16 protein-coding genes are annotated in these 17,294 nt (G+C 70.6%); 9 read left to right on the forward strand and 7 right to left on the reverse strand.

Annotation, left to right across the window (positions count from 1 at the left end; translation table 11 throughout):
- Positions 1-117 precede the first annotated feature (117 nt).
- From H9Y04_RS03785 to H9Y04_RS03800, 4 genes are all read left to right on the forward strand, one after another.
- On the forward strand, positions 118-1,401 hold the full coding sequence (locus tag H9Y04_RS03785) for an NAD(P)/FAD-dependent oxidoreductase (RefSeq protein WP_187812202.1): 1,284 nt from the start codon (positions 118-120) through the stop codon (positions 1,399-1,401).
- A gap of 10 nt (positions 1,402-1,411) precedes the next feature.
- The gene (locus H9Y04_RS03790) at positions 1,412-2,362 is read left to right on the forward strand and encodes a sigma-70 family RNA polymerase sigma factor (protein WP_187812203.1); all 951 of its coding nucleotides are present in this window, start codon (positions 1,412-1,414) and stop codon (positions 2,360-2,362) included.
- An 85-nt stretch (positions 2,363-2,447) separates the two neighbouring features.
- Positions 2,448-2,969, forward strand: a complete 522-nt coding sequence (locus tag H9Y04_RS46525; RefSeq protein ID WP_187812204.1) for a DUF1877 family protein — start codon at positions 2,448-2,450, stop codon at positions 2,967-2,969.
- Positions 2,960-4,267 (forward strand): MFS transporter, encoded by a 1,308-nt coding sequence (locus H9Y04_RS03800; protein WP_187812205.1) that lies wholly within the window; start codon positions 2,960-2,962, stop codon positions 4,265-4,267. The genes H9Y04_RS46525 and H9Y04_RS03800 overlap by 10 nt, the downstream gene beginning before the upstream one ends.
- A 7-nt stretch (positions 4,268-4,274) precedes the next feature.
- Here the strand turns inward: H9Y04_RS03800 and H9Y04_RS03805 are convergent, their stop codons facing one another.
- From H9Y04_RS03805 to H9Y04_RS03830, 6 genes are all read right to left on the reverse strand, one after another.
- Positions 4,275-6,644: a xanthine dehydrogenase family protein molybdopterin-binding subunit gene (locus H9Y04_RS03805; RefSeq protein ID WP_187812206.1), complete on the reverse strand. Its 2,370-nt coding sequence runs from the start codon at positions 6,642-6,644 to the stop codon at positions 4,275-4,277.
- Positions 6,645-6,653: 9 nt separating this feature from the next.
- Positions 6,654-7,073, reverse strand: coding sequence for a VOC family protein (locus H9Y04_RS03810; RefSeq protein ID WP_187812207.1), 420 nt, complete (start codon positions 7,071-7,073; stop codon positions 6,654-6,656).
- An 88-nt stretch (positions 7,074-7,161) separates the two neighbouring features.
- Entirely contained in the window at positions 7,162-8,322 is a 1,161-nt protein-coding gene (locus H9Y04_RS03815) for a hypothetical protein (RefSeq protein ID WP_187812208.1), read from the reverse strand.
- Entirely contained in the window at positions 8,304-9,068 is a 765-nt protein-coding gene (locus H9Y04_RS03820) for an ABC transporter ATP-binding protein (protein WP_187812209.1), read from the reverse strand. The genes H9Y04_RS03815 and H9Y04_RS03820 overlap by 19 nt, the downstream gene beginning before the upstream one ends.
- A 193-nt stretch (positions 9,069-9,261) precedes the next feature.
- Positions 9,262-10,632 carry an aspartate aminotransferase family protein gene (locus H9Y04_RS03825; RefSeq protein ID WP_438818070.1) on the reverse strand — a complete coding sequence of 457 codons (1,371 nt, stop codon included), beginning with the start codon at positions 10,630-10,632 and terminating at the stop codon, positions 9,262-9,264.
- A gap of 2 nt (positions 10,633-10,634) precedes the next feature.
- On the reverse strand, positions 10,635-11,123 hold the full coding sequence (locus H9Y04_RS03830) for an Lrp/AsnC family transcriptional regulator (RefSeq protein ID WP_187812211.1): 489 nt from the start codon (positions 11,121-11,123) through the stop codon (positions 10,635-10,637).
- A gap of 186 nt (positions 11,124-11,309) precedes the next feature.
- Here H9Y04_RS03830 and H9Y04_RS03835 point away from each other — a divergent pair, with 186 nt between their 5' ends.
- The gene (locus tag H9Y04_RS03835) at positions 11,310-12,746 is read left to right on the forward strand and encodes a gamma-aminobutyraldehyde dehydrogenase (RefSeq protein WP_187812212.1); all 1,437 of its coding nucleotides are present in this window, start codon (positions 11,310-11,312) and stop codon (positions 12,744-12,746) included.
- Positions 12,747-12,806: 60 nt separating this feature from the next.
- On the opposite strand, the gene H9Y04_RS03840 is transcribed toward H9Y04_RS03835, so the two are convergent.
- The gene (locus H9Y04_RS03840) at positions 12,807-13,400 is read right to left on the reverse strand and encodes a hypothetical protein (protein WP_187812213.1); all 594 of its coding nucleotides are present in this window, start codon (positions 13,398-13,400) and stop codon (positions 12,807-12,809) included.
- A 159-nt stretch (positions 13,401-13,559) separates the two neighbouring features.
- Here H9Y04_RS03840 and H9Y04_RS03845 point away from each other — a divergent pair, with 159 nt between their 5' ends.
- From H9Y04_RS03845 to H9Y04_RS03860, 4 genes are all read left to right on the forward strand, one after another.
- On the forward strand, positions 13,560-14,213 hold the full coding sequence (locus H9Y04_RS03845) for a response regulator transcription factor (protein ID WP_187812214.1): 654 nt from the start codon (positions 13,560-13,562) through the stop codon (positions 14,211-14,213).
- Positions 14,210-15,403, forward strand: coding sequence for a sensor histidine kinase (locus H9Y04_RS03850; RefSeq protein ID WP_308800855.1), 1,194 nt, complete (start codon positions 14,210-14,212; stop codon positions 15,401-15,403). The genes H9Y04_RS03845 and H9Y04_RS03850 overlap by 4 nt, the downstream gene beginning before the upstream one ends.
- Before the next feature lie 116 nt (positions 15,404-15,519).
- Positions 15,520-16,683 (forward strand): ABC transporter substrate-binding protein, encoded by a 1,164-nt coding sequence (locus H9Y04_RS03855; protein WP_187812298.1) that lies wholly within the window; start codon positions 15,520-15,522, stop codon positions 16,681-16,683.
- A gap of 65 nt (positions 16,684-16,748) precedes the next feature.
- A complete protein-coding gene (locus H9Y04_RS03860) occupies positions 16,749-17,279 on the forward strand; it encodes a hypothetical protein (protein ID WP_187812215.1) in 531 nt (176 codons plus the stop codon).
- Positions 17,280-17,294: the final 15 nt, after the last annotated feature.

The following is a 17,294-nucleotide window of genomic DNA, read 5'->3' on the forward strand; positions in this document are numbered from 1 at the left end:
GTGTCCGTGACGCGGTCCGCGCGGCCTGTGGCCCAGGTCACATCCGAGACCTGTCAGGAATCGGAGGGCTGTCCCGCTCAACCAGTACAGAGCAGGCCAACCGACGGGAGAGCACCCATGAAGCACCGCATCGTCGTCCTCGGCGCCGGCTATGCCGGGGCGTACGCGGCCGGCACCCTGGCCCGCCGGCTGTCCCCCGCGGACACCGAGATCACCGTGGTCAACGCCGAGCCGGACTTCGTCCAGCGACTGCGGCTGCACCAGCTCGCGGCGGGCCGTGACATCGAGGCGCCGCAGCTCACCGACGTGTTCGCCGGTACGGGGGTACGGGTGCGTGTGGCCCGGGTGGCCGCTGTCGACCCCGGGCGCCGAGTGGTGCGCCTGACCCCGGCGTCCTCGTCGTCTTCGGTGTCCTCGGCGGAGGGCGCCGAGGAGATCTCGTACGACACCCTGTTCTACGCGCTCGGCAGCCGCGCCGCCGATCACGGCGTCCCCGGTGTGGCCGAGCACGCCTTCGACGTCGCGGGACGGCCCTCGGCGCTGCGGCTGCGCGAGCGACTCGACGGTCTGGGCGCGGGCGGGCGCGTGCTCGTCGTGGGGGACGGTCTCACCGGAATCGAGACAGCCACCGAGATCGCCGAGTCACGGCCCGGCCTCTCCGTGGCGCTGATCGCCCGTGGCGCGCTGGGCGCCGCCCTGTCGGCCGGGGCTCAGGAGCACCTGCGCCGGGCCTGCGAGCGGCTCGGCATCACGGTCTTGGAGCACACCCGGGTCGAGGCGGTGGAGGCGACGGGAGTGCGGTGCGCCGACGGCACTTCCGTGGCCTCCGACGCCACGGTGTGGACGGCGGGGTTCGCCGTCAACTCTCTTGCCGCCGAAGCAGGGTTGGAGGTCACCGACGACGGCCGGATCGTCGTCGACGCCGAGATGCGCTCGCGCTCGCACCCGGACGTGTACGCCGCGGGCGACGCCGCGTATGCCATCGGCGACAACGGACTGCCGCTGCCGATGTCCTGCGCCTCGGCCGGCTACTCGGGACGGCAGGCCACCGACGCGATCGTCGGCAAGCTGACCGGCCGCGCGATCCCGCACACCAAGCTGACCTACCTGGGCAACCACATCAGCCTCGGCCGCGTGGACGCGATCCTGCAGATGGTCGACGGCGAGGGGCGGGCCAAGCCGAAATACCTGGGCGGCCGCAAGGCGGCACGGGTCAAGGCGGGCATCGTATGGATGTCGCTGTGGGCCACCGAGAACCCGACGTTCGGACTGCCGAAGCGCAAGCGGCGGTTGGTGGAGGCGGCCACCGAGGCCACGGTGGTGACCCCGACGGAGATCGTCGAGGGGGCCGCGCCCGAGAAGATCGCCGAGGGCGCCGCGCCCGAGAAGACCGCCGCCTAGGGTGAGCCTCGTGGACAGCACCACCACCGATCGCTTCGACACCCGTCGTTTCGAGGCCGGCCGGAGCCGGCTGGCCTCGTTGGCGTACCGTCTGCTCGGCTCCGCCGCAGACGCGGAGGACGCCGTACAGGATGCCTTCCTGCAGTGGCAGGCCGCGGACCGGCAGCTGATCAAGGTGCCCGAGGCCTGGCTCACCAAGGTCGTCACCAACCTCTGCCTCGACCGGCTCCGCTCGGCCCAGGCCCGGCGCGAACGCACCGCCGGCGCCTGGCTGCCGGAACCGCTCCTCGACGGCGACCCGATGCTCGGCCCGGCCGACACGTTCGAGCAGCGCGAATCGGTGTCGCTCGCCGTGCTCATGCTGATGGAGCGTCTGTCGCCGGTCGAACGGGCCGTGTACGTGCTGCGGGAGGCGTTCTCGCACAGCCATGCGGAGATCGCCGAGATCCTCGGCATCACGCAGTCCGCCAGCCAGCAGCATCTGCACCGGGCCAGGAGCCGCGTCACCGCCGAACGCCGCCGGGACGAGGTGGACCCCGCCACGGCGCGCAGAATCGTCGAGGAGTTCCTCGCGGCCGCCACCTCGGGCCGCACCGACCGGCTCGTGGCGCTGCTCACCGACGACGCCACGGCGATCTCCGACGGCGCGGGCCTGGCCAAGAAGCTGCTGCTGTTCGACACCCCGGAACGCATCGCATCCCTCGCGCGGGCCGGCTTCAAGTCCACGCCCGCGAAGCAGCAGTTCGTCGGCGGCACATCCGCCCTCCATTACGCGCTCGTCAACGGCGCCCCCGCGATCCTGATCGTCCCCGGCGACCAGGTGGTCGGTGCCGTCACCTTCGACCTTGCCGACGACCGCATCGTCGCCTTGCGCGGCATCGCCTCGCCCGCCCGCCTCGTCCGCCTCACCGAGGCCTGGCGCCGGCACGAGGCGGGGGAGCCGCTGATCGCGGAGTGGTGACGGCCGCGGGCCTCGTTGTCAGTCCCGTCGATTAGGTTCGATGCGTTCGGCCCGATCGGCGGGCTGCCGATCCTGGAGTGTCGCGGTGAGTGTCCATATGCACCTGCGTGCCGTCGCGATGCCCGAGATCCAGGATGATCACAGCTGGCTCGCGGAGTTCATGTCGGACGCCTGGGACAGGCTCCCTGAGGAGTACGAGGCAGGGGTTGCCACCTCGATCGATACGGCCTTCGACTCCGTCAACCGCTTCTACGCCTGGGCCGCGGGACTCCCCGCGAGTGCCGCATTCGCTGCGGGGCCGGATGGCGAGAGCCCCTGGCAGCTGCCGGTCTACGGCGGCCGTGCCGTGCCGCACGCCGCTGGTGCCGACCCTTCCGACCCGCCCATGGGGCTCCTGGAACCGCCCGGCGTCTCGGCAGCCGCCGACTTCCTGTCGAAGGTCTCCTTCGACGAGCTGTGGAATGCGGCCGGAGCCGAGCTGGGCAGCCGTTTCGACGGGGAGGAGCCGGCCAGGAGCCTGTACCGGGAGGAGCACCGGAGCCTGCTGAAGTTCTACGGCCGGGCGGCTGCGGCAGGGCACGCGGTGGTCCGCGTGGTGTGGGCGTGAGCCGAGCCGCACTCGGCCGGGAGTTCCACTGGCTCTGGGCCTCCTACACCGTCAGCATCTTCGGGACCTGGCTCGCCTTCGACGCCTTTGCGTTGATCGCCGTGCTCGTGCTGCACAGCGGGCCCGCCGGGGTCTCCGCGCTGGCCGCCGTGGGGCCCGCGGTCGCCGCCCTGGTGGCGGTGCCGCTCGGACCGTGGATGGAGTTCCGGCGGAAGCGGCTGGTGATGGTCGGGATGGACGCGGTGCGGTGTGCGGCGCTGCTGACCGTTCCCCTCGCGTATGCGCTCGATGTCCTGTCGCTCGCCCAGCTCTTCGTCGTGTCCGTGGTGGTGGGGGCCGCGGACATCGCCTTCACCGCGGCCAGTGGTGCCACCCTGAAGTCCCTTGTGCGCAAGGAGGACTTGCTCGTCGCCAACGGGCGGTTCGAGTCGACCATGTGGACCGCGACCCTGGTCGGACCGCCGCTGGGCGGGGCTGCGGTGGGGATGTTCGGGCCCGTGCTGACCGTGGCCGCCAACGCGGTGAGTTTTCTGCTGTCCGCGGTGGGGATCCGGGCCATCGGCCGGGACGAGGAGCCGCCCGCACACGCGGCGGCCAAGGAACGGGCGCGGCTCGGGGACGGCTTCCGTTTCCTGTGGGCCCATCCGACGCTGCGTCCGCTCTTCCTCAACGCCGTGCTGGTCAACGCCCTGATCATGACCGGCGCTCCGCTCCTCGCGGTGCTGATGCTCGGGCCGCTCGGGTTCGCGCCCTGGCAGTACGGGCTCGCCTTCGCCGTGCCGTGTCTCGGCGGGCTGCTCGGGTCGCGGCTCGCGCGTCGGCTTGTTCCCCGGTACGGGGAGGGGTGGGTGCTGCGGGTGTTCGGTGTGCTGCGGGTGTGCTGGCCGGTCGGGCTCGTGTTCGTCCACTCCGGTACGAGTGGGCTCGTGCTCGTCATGGTCGTCGAGTTCGGGCTGATCACCTGTGCGGCGGTGTTCAGTCCCGTGCTGGCGACGCGGCGGCTGGCGGAGTTGCCGGCGTCGCATGTCACACGGGTTCTGTCGGCGTGGTCGGTGGCTGCGAAGGGGGCGACGGCGGTGCTGGTGGCTGCGTGGGGGGTGTTGGCCTCCCTGATCGGTGCGCGATCGGCGCTTGGTGTGGCGGGGGTGCTGTTGCTTGCCACGCCTCTGCTGCTGGGTGGGTGGGGGCGCCTGCGGCGGGCTTTTCTCCCCGCCCCGCCCCTTTCCGAAACCGGGGCCTCGTCCCGGACTCCGGCATCCGAACTTCGTTCGGATCTGCTCAAGCGCCGCAGGGGCTGAAGTTGCCTCAGTGGCCGATGATGTGTTCCGGGCGTACCGGGACCCTGCGCAGCGGCCTGCCCGTCGCCTCCCTGATCGCCGAGACGATTGCCGGGGTCGACGACAGCGTCGGGGCCTCGCCCGCGCCGCGGAGGCCGTAGGGGGCGTGGGGGTCGGCGAGTTCGAGGATGTCCACCGGCATGGGTGGGGTGTCCAGGATCGTCGGGATCAAGTAGTCCGTGAAGGACGGGTTGCGGACCAGGGAGGTGGCCGGGTCGACAACGATCTCCTCCATCACCGCGAGCCCGAGTCCCTGTGTCGAGCCGCCCTGGATCTGGCCGAGGACCGCCTGGGGGTTCAGTGCCTTGCCGACGTCCTGGGCGCAGGCCAGCTCGACCACCTTCACCAGGCCCAGTTCCCCATCCACCTCGACCACCGCGCGGTGCGCGGCGAAGGAGTACTGGACGTGTCCCTGGCCCTGGCCCGTACGAGGGTCGAAGGGCTCGGTGGGGCGGTGGCGCCACTCCAGTTCCAGGTCGACCACCTCCCCTTCCAGTACGTCGGCGAGGTCCGCCAGTGCCTCGCCGTCCGGCCCGACCACCTTGCCGCCCGCCAGTGCGAGCCCTTCGACCGGCCAGTCGAACTTCCGTTGTGCCAACCTCAGTACGGCCGAACGCACCGCCTCACACGTGTGCTTGATCGCGCCCCCGGTCACATACGTCTGCCGGGACGCCGAGGTCGAGCCCGCGTTGCCCGCCGAGGTGTCGGCCGGGCGCAGGGTCACCTGGGAGACACCCAGTTCCGTACGGACGATCTGCGCGTGCACCGTCACACCGCCCTGGCCGACCTCGGCCATCGCGGTGTGCACGGTCGCGACGGCCTCCCCGGCGACCGCTTCGAGGCGTACGCGTGCGGTGGAGTAGTCGTCGAAGCCCTCCGAGAAGCCGACGTTCTTGATGCCGACCGCGTAGCCCACCCCTCGTACGACGCCTTCGCCGTGCGTGGTGTTGGACAGGCCGCCGGGCAACTCGCGCAGGTCGGCCGCCGTGCCCGCCGCCGCCCACTGAGTCGCTTCAGGCAGCGGCAGTTCCTGCACCCGCCGCAGCAGTTCGGCCACCGGAGCGGGGGAGTCCACCAGCTGTCCCGTCGGCATCACCGATCCCTGCGCCATGGCGTTGCGCTGCCGGAACTCCACCGGATCCAGGCCGAGTTCGGCGGCGAGCCGGTCCATCTGGGACTCGTACGCGAAACAGGCCTGCACCGCACCGAAGCCGCGCATCGCCCCGCAGGGCGGGTTGTTGGTGTAGAGCCCGAGCGCCTCGACGGCGACGGTGTCGCACTCGTACGGGCCGAGGGCCAGCGAGGCCGCGTTGCCGACCACGGCCGGGGTCGAGGAGGCGTAGGCGCCTCCGTCGAGCACGATCCGGGCCGCCACATGCGTCAACTTCCCGTCCCGCGTGGCCCCGTGCTCGTAGTGCAGCCGGGCGGGATGGCGGTGGACATGGCCGAAGAAGGACTCGTAGCGGTTGTAGACCATCTTCACCGGGCGGCCCGTGCGCTGCGCGAGCAGCGCCGCGTGCGCCTGCATCGACAGATCCTCGCGGCCGCCGAAGGCACCGCCCACACCGGAGAGCGTCAGGCGCACCTTCTCCTCGGGCAGCCCGAGTACCGGCGCGATCTGCTTGCGGTCGACATGCAGCCACTGCGTGGAGACATAGAGATCGATACCGCCGTCCTCGGCCGGCACCGCGAGCCCCGACTCCGGGCCGAGGAACGCCTGGTCCTGCATGCCGACTTCGTAGTCCTCGGCCACGATCACCTCGGCACGGGCACGGGCCGCCGCCAGATCGCCGCGCACGACGGGCTGGCGGTGGACGACGTTCGGATGCGGTACGTGCCGGACGTGCGCGTCGGTGCGGCCCGGATGCAGGACGGGGGCGTCGGGCGCGGTCGCGGTGGCCTCGTCGGTGACGGCGGGCAGCACCTCGTAGTCGACGACGATCCGTTCGGCGGCACGGCGAGCGGTCTCCGGGTGATCGGCCGCGACCAGCGCGACCGGCTCCCCGTGGAAGCGGACCCGGCCGTCGCAGAGCACCGGCTGGTCGGCGATCTCCAGGCCGTATGTCTTCGCGTGCGCCAGGTCCTCGTATGTGAGAACCGCCTGGACACCGGCCACTTGAAGGGCCGGACCGATGTCCAGGCGGGTGATGCGGGCATGGGCGTGCGGGGCCCGCAGGGTGTGGCCCCACAGCATGTCCTCGTGCCACAGGTCCGAGGCGAAGGCGAACGCCCCGGTGGTCTTGAGTGTGCCGTCGGGCCGGAGCGTCGACTCCCCGATGCCGCCAGGGGTACGGGTTCCCTGGGTGAGACCGGTCGGGGTGTTCGCCACATTGGTCATGCTTCAGGATCAGCCCTGGACCATGGCCGGGTCCATCCACATGACCTCGAAGTGGTGGCCGTCGGGGTCCTGGAAGGAGCGGCCGTACATCTGACCGAAGTCCTGCGGGTCCTTGGCGTGCGAGCCGCCGGCCGCGAGGGCACGGTCGCAGAGCTCGTCGACCGCGGCGCGGCTCTCGGCGCTCAGACAGATCAGCGCCTCGTTGGCCACCGCCGAGTCGGAGATCGGCTTCGAGGCGAACTCGTTGAACTTCGCCTCCGAGAGCAGCATGATCACAATGCTGTCGCTGATCACGACGGAGGCGGTGTTCTCATCGCTGAACTGCGCGTTGATCGTGTAGCCGAGCTCCGAGTAGAACTTCTTCGCCGCGTCGATGTTCTTGGTGGCGAGGTTGATGAAGACCATCTGCTGGTACGCGTTGTCAGCCATGTCGTCCGCTCCTGGATCGTCGATATTCGTTACGTGGGGTTAGACGAGGGGCCGCACGAGAACTCATCGGTCCCCGGGAAGAATCTTTTCAGCTGGTCATCGGGGCCGCAGCGAGAAGCGCAACTCCGCAGGTCAGCGGTCCGAAGACGGCGAGAAGCGCCACCATTCTGAGCACGACCGCACCGCGCAGGAGCGAGACGGGGGCGCCGAGGCGAAGGAGCGCCGCCGTGGTGTGCGCCCGTGCCTGCCGGGCCTCGACGGCCGCCGTCAGGAGCGCGAGCAGGGTGCAGCCCGCCACGAGGGCCCCGCCCAGTGTGGTCAGCGGGCCGAAGGACGTCGCCGGGCCCGCGTACAGCGAGAAGGCGGCGATGGCGCCGGAGACCACCGCGCACACCACGCCGAGCGGCCGGCCGATCCGTACCGCCTCGTCCTGGAGCACACGGCCGGCGAGCAGCCGCGCGGCGCCCGGCCGCCAGGCCTGGAGCATGCGGCCACTGAGAGAGGTGAGGCCGGGGCCCGCGAACGCGAGGCCGAGGGCCGTGACGGCCCAGCCGGCGAGCACCCCGGCCGGCGTGGACACCAGGCGCCCCGGGAGCGCGAGGGCGCTGCCCTCGGCGCCGGCCGCGTACAGCTCGACGGAGAGGCCGACCGCCATCAGGGCCACGCCCCAGGGCAGGCCGTTCGGGGTGGGCTGGGGCGGTTCGGGGTGCGCGGGGTCGCGTTCGTCGCCGGGGCGCAGCCGGCGCGGGCGCAGCACGACGGCGGCGGCGACCGAGGCGCCGAGCGGCACCAGGGCGAGCAGGGTGAGCACCGCGGCGAGCGGCAACGACTGGCCCGCGCCGAGGAGTTCGGCCGCGTCGCCGTCCATCGGAAGGCCGGTGAGGTCTCCCCGCAGATGCAGGAAGAACAGCAGCGCGAGCATCGAGCCGAGCGTGCAGGAGACCAGGGTGTTCACCGCGGCCAGGAGCATCAGGCGGTTGGGGCCGAGGCCCACCGCGGACAGGCCCTGGTGTGGGCGGGTGCCGGGGTCGGTGCGGGCGACGGCCACCGCGAGCTGGACGGTCGCGGCGAGCGGCGGCAGACACCACAGGAGGCGGAGCACGGAGGCGCGGCCCGCGTCGGGGTGGCCGAGCGCGTAGCCCATCGTGCACAGGAGCAGAAAGCCCGTCCCCCCGGCGGCGGCCGCGACCGCGAGCCTGCGGAGCAGGACGACGGGGTGGGCGCCGCGGGCTAGACGGAGAGCGAGCACGCCGTCCCTTCCGAGGAGGGGTCCGCCGGGGCCTCGAAGAGACCGGACGAAGGCCCGGGCATGCGCAGCGAGTTGACCCTGCGGCCGTCGAGCAGCTGCACCGTGCGGTCGGCGAGATCGGCCACCTCGGCGTCATGCGTGGCCAGCACGACCGTGATCCCGTGCGAGCGCGCCGCCGTGGTGAGCGTACGAAGGACCTGGGCGCGGTCGGCGCGGTGCAGCGGCGCGGTGGGCTCGTCGGCGAAGAGCACCGTCGGCTCGGTGACCAGGGCGCGGGCGATCACGATGCGCTGCCGCTCGGACTGGAGCAGGGCGCCGGGGCGCTTGCGGCCGCAGGCCCCGATGTCGAGCCGCTCCAGCCACTCCGAAGCGGCCTTGCGCGCGGGGCGGTTGGGCACGCCGCGCAGCATCAGCGGCAGCGCGACGTTCTCCCACGCGGTCAGTTCGGGGACGAGCACCGGCTCGGGGTCGATCCAGCCGAAGCGGTCGCGGCGCAGCCGTTCGCGCAGCACGGGTCCCATGGTGTGCACCGGCGCCGAGTTGAACCAGACCTCGCCCTGCTGCGGAAGCAGCTGCCCGGACAGGCACTGCAGCAAGGTGGTCTTGCCGCTGCCGCGCGGACCGCCGACGGCGAGGATCTCGCCGTCGCGCACCTCCACGGACACACCGGTGAGGGCGGGCGAGCCATTGTGCGAGAAGTGCAGGGCGCGGGCCCAGAGCACGTTGTTGTCCGGCGGGGCCACCATGGCTTACACCTCGGTTCTGTCGTCTGCGGCCGGGGTGATAGGCCGCTAAGTCCCGTACCCCATAAGGGGGAACGAGAGCTGCGGCCGATCGGTCACACGAACCGTAGGGACGAACCAGGACAGGGCGGACAACAAACGGCCCGGGCGCCCGCGTTCTCACTCGAACGGGGCACCCGGGCCGTCGGCGCGCTTCTCAGAGCTTGGTCCACGCCTCCGTGAGCACGGTGCGCAGGATCTGCTCGATCTCGTCGAAGGTCGACTGGTCGGCGATCAGCGGCGGCGCGAGCTGGACGACCGGGTCGCCACGGTCGTCGGCGCGGCAGTAAAGACCGTTCTCGTACAGGGCCTTGGAGAGGAACCCGTACAGGACGCGCTCGGTCTCCTCGTCCGTGAAGGACTCCTTGGTGACCTTGTCCTTGACGAGCTCGATGCCGTAGAAGAACCCGTTGCCGCGGACGTCGCCGACGATCGGCAGGTCGTGCAGCTTCTCCAGGGTGGCCTTGAACGCGCCCTCGTTGTCGAGGACGTGCTGGTTCAGCTTCTCCTTCTCGAAGATGTCGAGGTTGGCGAGGCCGACGGCCGCGGAGACCGGGTGGCCGCCGAAGGTGTAGCCGTGCAGGAAGGTGTTCTCACCCTTGTAGAACGGCTCGGCGATACGGTCCGAGATGATGCACGCGCCGATCGGGGAGTAGCCCGAGGTCATGCCCTTGGCGCAGGTGATCATGTCCGGTACGTAGCCGAACTTGTCGCAGGCGAACATCGTGCCCAGGCGGCCGAAGGCGCAGATGACCTCGTCCGAGACGAGCAGCACGTCGTACTGGTCGCAGATCTCGCGCACGCGCTGGAAGTAGCCGGGCGGCGGCGGGAAGCAGCCGCCGGCGTTCTGCACCGGCTCCAGGAAGACGGCCGCGACGGTGTCGGGGCCCTCGAAGAGGATCTGCTGCTCGATCTGGTCGGCGGCCCAGCGGCCGAAGGCCTCGGGGTCGTCGCCGTGGATCGGGGCACGGTAGATGTTGGTGTTCGGCACCTTGTGCGCGCCGGGGACCAGCGGCTCGAACGGGGCCTTCAGGGCCGGGAGTCCGGTGATGGACAGGGCGCCCTGCGGGGTGCCGTGGTAGGCGACCGCGCGCGAGATGACCTTGTACTTGGTGTGCTTGCCCTGCAGCTTGAAGTACTGCTTGGCGAGCTTCCAGGCGGTCTCGACCGCCTCACCGCCACCGGTGGTGAAGAAGACCTTGTTCAGGTCGCCGGGCGCGTGGTGCGCGAGGCGCTCCGCGAGCTCCACGGCCTTGGGGTGGGCGTACGACCAGACCGGGAAGAAGGCGAGCTCCTGCGCCTGCTTGAACGCGGTCTCGGCCAGCTCCACGCGCCCGTGGCCCGCGTTGACCACGAACAGGCCCGCGAGGCCGTCGAGGTAGCGCTTGCCCTTGTCGTCGTAGATGTAGGTGCCCTCGCCGCGCACGATCGTCGGCACGGGCGCGTTCTCGTACGACGACATCCTGGTGAAGTGCATCCACAGGTGGTCGTAGGCGGTCTTGGAGAGGTCCTTGGTGCCTTGGCCCATGGTTATCGGGATCCCCATTGGTAGGTCTGCTTCTTGAGCTTGAGGTAGACGAAGCTCTCGGTGGAGCGCACGCCGGGAAGGGTGCGGATCCGCTTGCTGATGACTTCGAGCAGGTGGTCGTCGTCCTCGCAGACGACTTCCGCGAGCAGGTCGAAGGACCCCGCGGTGAGCACCACGTACTCGACTTCGTCCATGGCCGTCAGTGCTTCGGCGACCGGGTCGAGGTCTCCCTCGACATTGATGCCGAGCATCGCCTGCCGCCGGAAACCCACCGTGAGAGGGTCCGTGACGGCGACGATCTGCATCACGCCTTGGTCGAGCAGTTTCTGCACCCGCTGGCGCACGGCCGCCTCGGAGAGGCCCACGGCCTTGCCGATGGCTGCGTACGGACGGCGTCCGTCCTCCTGGAGCTGCTCGATGATCGCCAGGGAGACGGCGTCCACGCCGTTCGGGGTCGATGCCGACCTGTTTTCTGCGCTGCGACTGGCCACGGCCCCACTGTGCAGGACAGGTCGTCGTTCTTGCAAGGGCTGAGCGATGAAATTCGTTGTTTACGGCTACCGATCTCACGGATTCCGTAGTTGTGACCTAAGAGGTATGTCGAAAGCGTCGGTCGTCGGACTAGGGTGGTGGTCTCACGTACTGGACAGGGAAGCACCACCATGGGAGGCCGGGCAGTGAGCACCGAACTGCGTCGTCTGCGGAACTACATCAACGGCGAATTCCGGGACGCGGCGGACGGCCGCACCACCGAGGTCGTCAACCCGGCCACGGGCGAGGCGTACGCGACGGCCCCGCTGTCGGGCCAGGCCGACGTCGACGCCGCGATGGAGGCGGCCGCGGCCGCGTTCCCCGCGTGGCGCGACCTCGTACCCGGCGAGCGCCAGAAGTACCTCCTGAAGATCGCCGACGCGTTCGAGGAGCGCGCCGAGGACCTGATCGCCGCCGAGGTCGAGAACACCGGCAAGCCGATCGGCCTGACCCGCGACGAAGAGATCCCGCCGATGGTGGACCAGATCCGATTCTTCGCGGGCGCGGCCCGGATGCTCGAAGGCCGCTCGGCCGGCGAGTACATGGAGGGTCTGACCTCCATCGTGCGCCGCGAGCCGATCGGCGTCTGCGCGCAGGTCGCGCCGTGGAACTACCCGATGATGATGGCCGTCTGGAAGTTCGCCCCGGCGCTCGCCGCGGGCAACACCGTGGTCCTCAAGCCCTCGGACACCACCCCCGCGTCCACGGTCCTGATCGCCGACATCATCGGCTCGATCGTGCCGAAGGGCGTCTTCAACGTCGTCACCGGCGACCGTGACACCGGCCGCATGATGGTCGAGCACAAGGTCCCCGCCATGGCCTCGATCACGGGCTCCGTACGCGCCGGCATGCAGGTCGCCGAGTCCGCGTCCAAGGACCTCAAGCGCGTCCACCTGGAGCTCGGCGGCAAGGCGCCCGTCGTGGTCTTCGAGGACACCGACATCGCCAAGGCCGTCGAGGACATCTCGGTCGCGGGCTTCTTCAACGCGGGCCAGGACTGCACCGCCGCGACCCGCGTGCTCGTGCACGAGTCCATCCACGACGAGTTCGTGCAGGCCCTCGCGAAGGCCGCCGCGGACACCAAGACCGGTATGCCGGACGACGAGGACGTGCTCTACGGTCCGCTGAACAACCCCAACCAGCTCGCGCAGGTCACCGGCTTCATCGACCGTCTGCCGGCGCACGCGCGGGTCGAGGCGGGTGGCCACCGGGTCGGCGACAAGGGCTACTTCTACGCGCCGACCGTGGTCTCAGGCCTCAAGCAGGACGACGAGATCATCCAGAACGAGGTGTTCGGACCGGTCATCACCGTCCAGTCCTTCTCCTCCGAGGAGCAGGCCGTCGAGTACGCGAACGGCGTGGACTACGCGCTCGCCTCCTCGGTGTGGACCAAGGACCACGCGCGCGCCATGCGGATGTCCAAGGTGCTCGACTTCGGCTGCGTGTGGATCAACACCCACATTCCGCTGGTCGCCGAGATGCCGCACGGCGGCTTCAAGAAGTCCGGCTACGGCAAGGACCTCTCGGGATACGGGTTCGAGGACTACACCCGTATCAAGCACGTGATGACCTCGCTGGGCTGAACCTGAGGCTGTGACGACGGGCGGTCCCGCAGGAGGGTGCGGGGCCGCCCGTCGGCGTTCTCAGGCGCTTTCGGTGGTGCCGGGCAGTCCGTTGTCGTCCAGTTCCTCGTGCAGCATCGGGCCCTCGTGCTTGCCGGGCTTGCCCGGCTTCCCCGGCGGGACGGGCTCGTCCGGGAGCGGCACGCCCGCCTTCGCCATGATCGGCGCGCAGGCCTTGTAGGCCTTCTTGTACGCGTGCGCGTGCAGGTCCAACTGCTTCCCTGTGCCGTCGAGTTCGAGGCGTACGCCACCGTCTTCGGCGGCCGAGACCTTGAAGTCGGGGAAGTCCTTGAGGCCGTTCTCGCGCATGCACGCCGAGAAGTCCGCCGCGCCCTGCTTCGCCTTGTCGACGTCGCCGCTCTTGAGGACCATCACCATCTTGAAGCCGGCACCGGGCTTCGTCTTCTTCGCGGGCGGGTCCGTGTGTTCCTGCGCCGGCGGGGTCCCGGTGCCGTCGGACGCCGTGGCCTGCACGGAGAACACCGTGCCGAGCGCGGCCGCGGAGAGCAGCGCGCCGACCGCGACAAGCCGCCGCGTCCTTGAGCGCCCTGGGCGGCCGGGCGGGGCCGGTGCGGCCGGCGGGTGCTGGGGCATGGGCGGTACGGGTTCTTGCATGGGGAGCTCCTTCTGGGCTCGTACGGCCGGTGACGCACCCAGCTGACCGCGCGACCGGTTACGGCACGGGAACAGCGCCAACAGGTCGGCCCTGACCAGGAGTTCCTTACGTGGCGCTCACTTACGCCCTCGTAACCGTCGCGCGACGACACTGCGGACATGCGCGTGCTGGTGGTCGACGACCATGTGGAGCTGGCCGAGACGGTCGCCGGGGGACTGCGCCGCGAAGGCCTCGCGGTCGACCTCGCCTTCGACGGACTCACCGCCCTGGAGCGGGCCGAGGTCAACGGGTACGACGTGGTCGTCCTCGACCGCGACCTGCCCGGACTGCACGGCGACGAGGTGTGCGCCACGCTGGTGCGGGGCGGCAGCAGGGCCCGGGTCCTGATGCTCACCGCGTCCGGCCGGGTCGCCGAACGGGTCGAAGGGCTCGCGCTGGGCGCCGACGACTATCTGGCCAAGCCATTCGCGTTCGCCGAACTCGTCGCCCGTATCCGCGCCTTGGCCCGCCGCGCCCAGCCCGCCCTGCCGCCGGTCCTGGTCCACGGCGAGCTGCGCCTGGATCCGGCCCGGCGCACCGCCACGCGCCAAGGGCGGGAACTCGCTCTCAGCCCCAAGGAGTTCGCCGTCCTGGAGCTTCTGATGGCCGCGCAGGGTGCCGTCGTTTCCGCCGAGGAGCTCCTTGAGCGGGCTTGGGACGAGGCCGCCGATCCGTTCAGCCAGACCGTGAAGGTCACGGTCAGCAGGCTGCGCCGCAAACTCGGCGAACCGCAGGTGATCGAGACGGTCGAACGGGCGGGGTACCGGCTGTGAGCATCCCCGGACGCACCGCCTTCCCCCGGACGATCCGCTGGCGGCTCACCCTCCTGTACAGCGGCCTGTTCATCGTGGCGGGCACCCTGCTGCTCGCCATCACCTACGTCCTGGTCTCGCAGGCGGCGCCCGGCGAACCCCCGGGGACCTCGATGCAGACCACGGAAGTTCCGTTCGGCGAGAAGGGGCTGCACAAGGTGATCAATGAGCAGGTCGCCTCCGCCCGCGACGACCAGCTCAACGATCTGCTCGTACGGTCGGGCGTCGCCCTCGCCGTCATGGCCGCCGCATCCCTGCTCCTCGGCCGGCTGGTGGCCGGACGTGTGCTTTCGCCGCTGCGCACGATGGCCGCGGGCGCCCGCCGGATCTCCGCGGACAATCTGCACGAACGGCTCGCGGTGCGCGGCCCGGACGACGAGCTCAAGGCGCTCGCCGACACCTTCGACGATCTGCTCGCCCGTTTGGAGGACTCCTTCGCGGCCCAGCGCCAGTTCGTCGCGAACGCCTCGCACGAGCTGCGCACCCCGCTGACCCTGCAGCAGGCCGTCATCGACATCACCCTCTCGGACCCCGGCGCGGACCCGGCGGCCCTGCGGGACGCGCTCGGCAGGGTGCGCTCGGCGGGGCAGCAGCAGGAGCGCCTGATCGACGCGCTGCTCACCCTGGCCCGCAGTCAACGGGGGCTGCAGCGCGAGGAGTACGTGGATCTGGCGCTGCTGGTACGGAACCTGCTGCCCCCGGGCGGGGTGCTCCGGGTGGTGGCCCAGCTCGACATGGCGCCGGTCCTCGGCGACGCCCAGCTCCTCGAGCGTCTGGTCACCAACCTCAGGGACAATGCGGTACGGCACAACGCGCCCGACCCCGAGGGGAGTTGGGTGCTGTTCCGGACCAACCTGCGGGACGGGCGGCCCACCTTGCTGGTGTCCAACAGCGGGCCGGTCATCGCGCCCGATCAGATCGCGGGACTGTTCCAGCCGTTCCGCCGCCTGGGCCCGGACCGCGTGCGGGGCAACGACGGAGGACAGGGGCTCGGCCTGTCCATCGTGGCCGCGGTGGCGGCGGCGCACGGGGGAGAGGTCAGGGCCTGGCCGCGTCCGGCCGGCGGGCTCGACGTGGAGGTCGGCTTCTCGGCGGCCACGGCGGGGAAGCATCCCGTGCCGGCCGCCGGCCACCTTCCGGCGGCCCGCTGAGCTGCGGCTCGACAGGGTGTCGGGTCCGGGCCGCAGTGCTCGACGCCCCGTCCATTGCCCGGGTCCACGGGCCGGGAGAAGCTGCGGGGGTGCGTACGAACCGAAGCCTCAGCCCGCTGTCCCGTCGGAACCTGCTCCGTGCCCTCGGCGGGGGCGCGGCCCTGGGGGCGCTGGCCGGATGCGGGGTGCCGGCCGCGTACGTCGGTCCGCAGGACAGAGCCGCGGCCGACCGCTCGGCGCGCGAGAAGAAGCTGACCTTCGCCAACTGGCCGCTCTACATCGACACCGACGACGAGGACGAGTCGCTCCGCCCCACGCTCGCGGCCTTCGAGGAGCGGTCCGGGATCTCCGTGCACTACACGGAGGAGATCAACGACAACGACGAGTTCTTCGGAAAGATCAGCCCCGCGCTGCTCAACGGGCAGGAGACCGGCCGCGATCTGATCGTCATCAGCGACTGGATGTGCGCCCGGTTCGTCCGGCTCGGCTGGGTCCAGGAGATGGACCGCGCCCGCCAGCCCAACGTCACCAAGTACCTCGACCCGCTCCTGCGCGACCCGCACTTCGACCGGGGCCGCAAGTCCACCGTGCCCTGGCAGTCCGGCATCACCGGCATCGCGTACAACCGCAAGGCGCTCGGCCGTGAGCTGCGCTCGGTCTCCGATCTGTGGGCGGACGACCTGCGCGGCAAGGTGACGCTCCTGTCCGGTCTGGACGAGGCGTTCGCGCTGCTCATGCAGGGCGACGGGGTGGACATCACGCGCTGGAAGGAGGACGACTTCCACGCCGTCTGCGACCGCGTCCAGAAGCTCGTCGACTCCCGCCACATCCGCCGCTTCACCGGCAACGACTACCTCAAGGACCTGGAGAGCGGCGATGTCCTCGCCTGCCAGGCCTACTCGGGCGATGTGATCCAGCTCCAGGCGGACAAGCCGGAGATCGAGTTCCTCATCCCCGAGGAGGGCGCCGAACTCTGGTCGGAATCCCTGATGATCCCCAACCTGGCCCGCCACAAGGCGAACGCGGAGCTCCTGATCGACCACTACTACGACCCGGAGGTCGCCGCCGAGCTCGCCGCCTGGGTCAACTACGTCTGCCCGGTCCCCGCGGCCCGCGACGTCCTGGCGAACTCCAAGGACGAGGAGACGGCGGCCCTGGCCGAGGACCCGCTCATCTTCCCCGACGACTCCATGCGCTCCCGCCTGGCGATCGCCCGGGACATCACCCCCGAGGAGCGGCCGGGGCTGGCGAAGCGGTGGAACGGGATCGTCGGACTCTGAAGGCCTGGACCCGGCTACGGGATCCCCACTTTTGAACGTGTTCAACAGCGGCGTACGCTCCTGTCATGAGCGACAGAGCCGCCCTGTTGAAGGGCATCCGTGCGTGGCTGGTCTTCTTCGTCGTCTGTCTGGTGCTCAGCGGGGCCACGGCCTTCCCGCTGGTGAACGAACTGCGCTGGGCCGAGGATCTGTTGACCCGGCTGTCCGTCGGCGACCACCTGCCCGCCCTGATGGAGTGGATCACGCGGGTGCGCGAGGGCCTGGACGCGGCCGATGCCGACTATCCGTTCCTGCTCTACGGCACCGACTGGCTGGCGTTCGCCCACCTCGTCATCGCCGTCGCGTTCTACGGTCCGTACCGTGATCCGGTGCGCAACATCTGGGTGATCGAGTTCGGGATGATCGCCTGTGCCGGGATCATTCCCCTCGCGCTGATCTGCGGGCCGATCCGGGGGATCCCCGGCTGGTGGTCGGTGATCGATATGGCCTTCGGGGTGTTCGGGGTGATTCCGTTGTACGTGGTGCGGCGGAAGATCAAGCGGCTCGAAGCGCTGACCGGCGCGGCCGGCAACCCTCGGGTGGCCGTGGCGGGTTGAGCGCGGGCGGAGGGG

The sequence above is a fragment of the Streptomyces polyasparticus genome, assembly GCF_014493765.1.
GTDB classification, from domain to species: Bacteria; Actinomycetota; Actinomycetes; order Streptomycetales; family Streptomycetaceae; genus Streptomyces; species Streptomyces polyasparticus.

Excerpts from the sequence above, each read along its gene's own strand:
- H9Y04_RS03785 (WP_187812202.1), top strand. The coding sequence starts at position 118 with ATGAAGCACCGCATCGTCGTCCTCGGCGCCGGCTATGCCGGGGCGTAC.
- H9Y04_RS03825 (WP_438818070.1), bottom strand. The coding sequence starts at position 10,632 with ATGGGCCAAGGCACCAAGGACCTCTCCAAGACCGCCTACGACCACCTG.
- H9Y04_RS03810 (WP_187812207.1), bottom strand. The coding sequence starts at position 7,073 with ATGGCTGACAACGCGTACCAGCAGATGGTCTTCATCAACCTCGCCACC.
- H9Y04_RS03860 (WP_187812215.1), top strand. The coding sequence starts at position 16,749 with ATGAGCGACAGAGCCGCCCTGTTGAAGGGCATCCGTGCGTGGCTGGTC.
- H9Y04_RS03805 (WP_187812206.1), bottom strand. The coding sequence starts at position 6,644 with ATGACCAATGTGGCGAACACCCCGACCGGTCTCACCCAGGGAACCCGT.
- H9Y04_RS03820 (WP_187812209.1), bottom strand. The coding sequence starts at position 9,068 with ATGGTGGCCCCGCCGGACAACAACGTGCTCTGGGCCCGCGCCCTGCAC.
- H9Y04_RS03845 (WP_187812214.1), top strand. The coding sequence starts at position 13,560 with ATGCGCGTGCTGGTGGTCGACGACCATGTGGAGCTGGCCGAGACGGTC.
- H9Y04_RS03840 (WP_187812213.1), bottom strand. The coding sequence starts at position 13,400 with ATGCAAGAACCCGTACCGCCCATGCCCCAGCACCCGCCGGCCGCACCG.